Raw genomic sequence first — 3,039 nt, forward strand, 5'->3', positions numbered from 1 at the left:
ACGTAGGCGTAGACGAACGCGTCACCGTGGCGGTGGGGCACCGCACGTGCGGCCGGTGGGAAGGTCACGGTCGCCGAGGTGAAAGTCTTGCCTTGGACGTTCGGGAGCACCTTTTGGACCAGGGGTGCCAGAGTCTCGGCAGGGTGTGCCGAGGCAGTAGCAGTGGTGGAAGCCGCGGTGGGTTGAGACTCTGCCGCTGGAGCGCATCCGATGACCGCGGCAGCGATCCCGGCGGTCACCAAGCCCGTGGCGATACGCACTCGGATCACGACTGCTCCACTCCCTCGTCCTTCACGACCTGGATGATCGTCTTGCCGGGGGTGCGGCGGTGGCGGGTGAACGCGTCGGCGGTCTCGGCGAGCGGGCGCACGGCGCCGACGATTGGCTTCAGGCGTCCGTCCCGGAGCCGCTGGGCCAGGTCCGAAAGCCGGGCACGGTCGGGTTCGACCACGAAGAAGGTGGCGCGCCCGTCCTTGGGCTGCGTTGTGGGTGGCATGGCGATGGTGACGAGGGTGCCGCCGGCGCGCACCAGTGCGGTCGACCGCTCGAGGACGTCGCCGCCGATGACATCGAGCACCACGTCGACCTCGCCGACGTCCTCCAGGTGGTCGGCGTCCAGGTCGAGGAAGGCCTGCGCGCCGAGGCCGAGCACGACGTCGCGGTCGTCGGACCGGCCGGTGCCGATCACCTGGGCGCCCACTTCGCGGGCGAGCTGGACGGCGATCGACCCGACACCGCCGGCGGCGCCGTGGATCAGCACGGTCTGGCCGGTGACCAGGCCGGCGTGGTCGAACAGTCCTTGCCACGCGGTCAGCCCGGAGATGGGCAGTGCCGCCGCCACGGTGTGGTCGATGTCGGCGGCCAGGGGGGCGAGGTTGCGCGCTTCCACCGCGGTGTATTCGGCCAGGGAGCCGTCGCGGGCCCAGTCGGTCAGTCCGAACACCCGCTGCCCGACGGTGAGGCCGGTGGTGCCGTAGCCCAGCTCGACGACGACGCCGGACAGCTCGTGACCGGGAATGCTGGGCGTACGGTCCCGGCCGGCGCGGTCGCTCCACGTGGCGGGCCAGTCGAGCTCTCCCGGGGTGAAGCCCGCGGCGTGGACTCGCACGATGACGTCGTTCTCGGCGGCGTGGGGGTGGGGCATGTCGGTCAGGGTGAGCCCACTGACCCCGGCGTCATGGTCTCGGACGGTGATGGCTTGCAAGTCGGTTCCTCTCTTGGGTGGTTGCTCGAACTACGGGTGTCGGATCGGTCGGGTGCTGGTGAGCGCGCCGCCGACCGGCGTGGATGGCGGCCCCTAGAGCTAGCGCCCCGACGCACGCGATGTACAGGTAGCCCGTGGTAGCCAGCCCCCATAACGGCGCCACCAGCCCGGCCGCGAGAGACGGGAGGCTCAGCGCCGCGTAGCTGATCACGTATGCGGCCGAGAACACTTCCGACCTCGACATTGCGGTGGTGGCCCCGCTGATGCCACGGAGAGTTCCGTTGAAGGTCAGGCCGACGCCCAGCCCCGCGACCACCGATCCGCCGATGAAGACGGCTGTGGAGGCGAAGACCAGGGCGGCCGCCAAGCCTGCCGCGCCCAGGGTCAGGAGCACCGACCCCAGGAGGGTGGCGGCCGGCGCCGCGAGCCGGGCCGACCACAAACCGCCCGCGCTGTTGGCGATGAACAGCACGGCGATGCTGAGCCCGCCCGCCGCGCCGAAGTGCACGTGCAGGACGTTGCTCACCAGAGATGGGGTGAGTGCGAGGAACAACCCGGTGACGGACCATCCCGCGACGATGGCGGGGACCGCGGCGAGGAACTCCGGCCGCGTTTCCGGCGGAACCCGGACTCTCGGGCGCAGCGAGGACAGCCCTCCGGCCCGCCGGGCGACCGTCTCCGGGATCGCGAGGACCAGCGCTGCTAGGGCCACGAACGCCACCGTGAGCGCGGGAAAGACATACGCGTCGGGACGCGGAGTCAGCTGAACGAGCAACCCCGCTACACCGCCGCCGATGGCCAGGCCGAGGCTCGTGCCCACCGCGGTCATCGTCGGCCCCAGGTGCGGGCGGTCCCCGGGTGAGAACTCCACCAGTCCGGCGGCGAGGGCGCCCGTCGCCGCTCCGGTGGCGATGCCCTGCACGATCCGCGCTATGACGAGCGAGATCACCCCGTCGGCCGCCCAGAAGATCGCCGTGCTGGCCGCCGCCACCAGAAGGGAGGCGACCAACACCGGACGGCGACCGAGGTGGTCGCTCAACGATCCGACCGTCAGCAGGGCAGCGAGCAGTCCGGCGACGTACACGGCGAAGACCACCGTCAGGGTCGTCACCGAGAAGCCCCAACGCTGCAGGTACAGCGGGTAGATCGGCGAGGGGGCGCTCGCGGCCGCCATCATCAGCACGTTGGCGAAGACGAGCAGGGTGAAAGAGGCACCTCGTCCGAGACGACGGCCGTCCTCGAAGCGACTCACACCATTCATCGCGGTGTCCTCCGTGGCGTTCTGGTCAGCTCGGCCAGGCCGAGCCGACGATGCGCTCGACGGTGGTCGTGCGCCGGAAACCGGGGATGAAGTGCTCCAGAACGTCGGAGTTCACGGTTCCGTTGGTAGTTTCCGGGCGATCTTTTTGCCCGTCGAAGTACGTCCGCAGGAACTCGTGCTTGAAGTCGCCCCGTGGATGGACGGCGAGAATTTCCCCCACCTGGTCGGTGTCGAGCCCGTCCAGGCCGAAACCGAGCACCTCGGTCAGCACACCGAGATACATGGAAGCGATCTCGGGGCCCATCCGGTCGGGAATTCCCGGCGTTGTGTGCAGGGCGATCGCCGTCCACACGGTTTCAGCGGCGGCCGTGGAGAAACCACGCTCGAGCAGGAACTTGCGCGCGTGGTCGGCCCCATCGACCTCGAAACGCTGCTGCACATCGGAGAAGGGCGTCAGAAGGCCGGTGTCGTGGAACATCGCGGCGAGATAAAGCAGCTCGGAATCCGGTTTCACACCGAGCCGGTAGGCGTGGATTTCGCTCAGAAAGAAAATGCGGCGGGAGTGGTGGTAGAT

4 protein-coding genes are annotated in these 3,039 nt (G+C 69.4%); all 4 read right to left on the reverse strand.

Annotation, left to right across the window (positions count from 1 at the left end; translation table 11 throughout):
* Positions 1–269, reverse strand: a 269-nt coding sequence (locus tag QOD90_RS24480; protein WP_526353944.1) for a cupin domain-containing protein, incomplete at its 3' end; no start/stop codon positions are given.
* Positions 266–1,204 carry an NADP-dependent oxidoreductase gene (locus QOD90_RS24485; RefSeq protein WP_526353945.1) on the reverse strand — a complete coding sequence of 313 codons (939 nt, stop codon included), beginning with the start codon at positions 1,202–1,204 and terminating at the stop codon, positions 266–268. The genes QOD90_RS24480 and QOD90_RS24485, both read right to left, overlap by 4 nt.
* Positions 1,176–2,465 (reverse strand): MFS transporter, encoded by a 1,290-nt coding sequence (locus QOD90_RS24490; RefSeq protein ID WP_526353947.1) that lies wholly within the window; start codon positions 2,463–2,465, stop codon positions 1,176–1,178. Before QOD90_RS24490 ends, QOD90_RS24485 begins: the two co-directional genes overlap by 29 nt.
* 25 nt (positions 2,466–2,490) lie before the next feature.
* Positions 2,491–3,039 (reverse strand): HD domain-containing protein (locus QOD90_RS24495; protein ID WP_526353948.1); only part of this gene is annotated, 549 nt, incomplete at its 5' end.

This window comes from Mycobacterium sp., from assembly GCF_032161845.1.
GTDB lineage: Bacteria > Actinomycetota > Actinomycetes > Mycobacteriales > Mycobacteriaceae > Mycobacterium.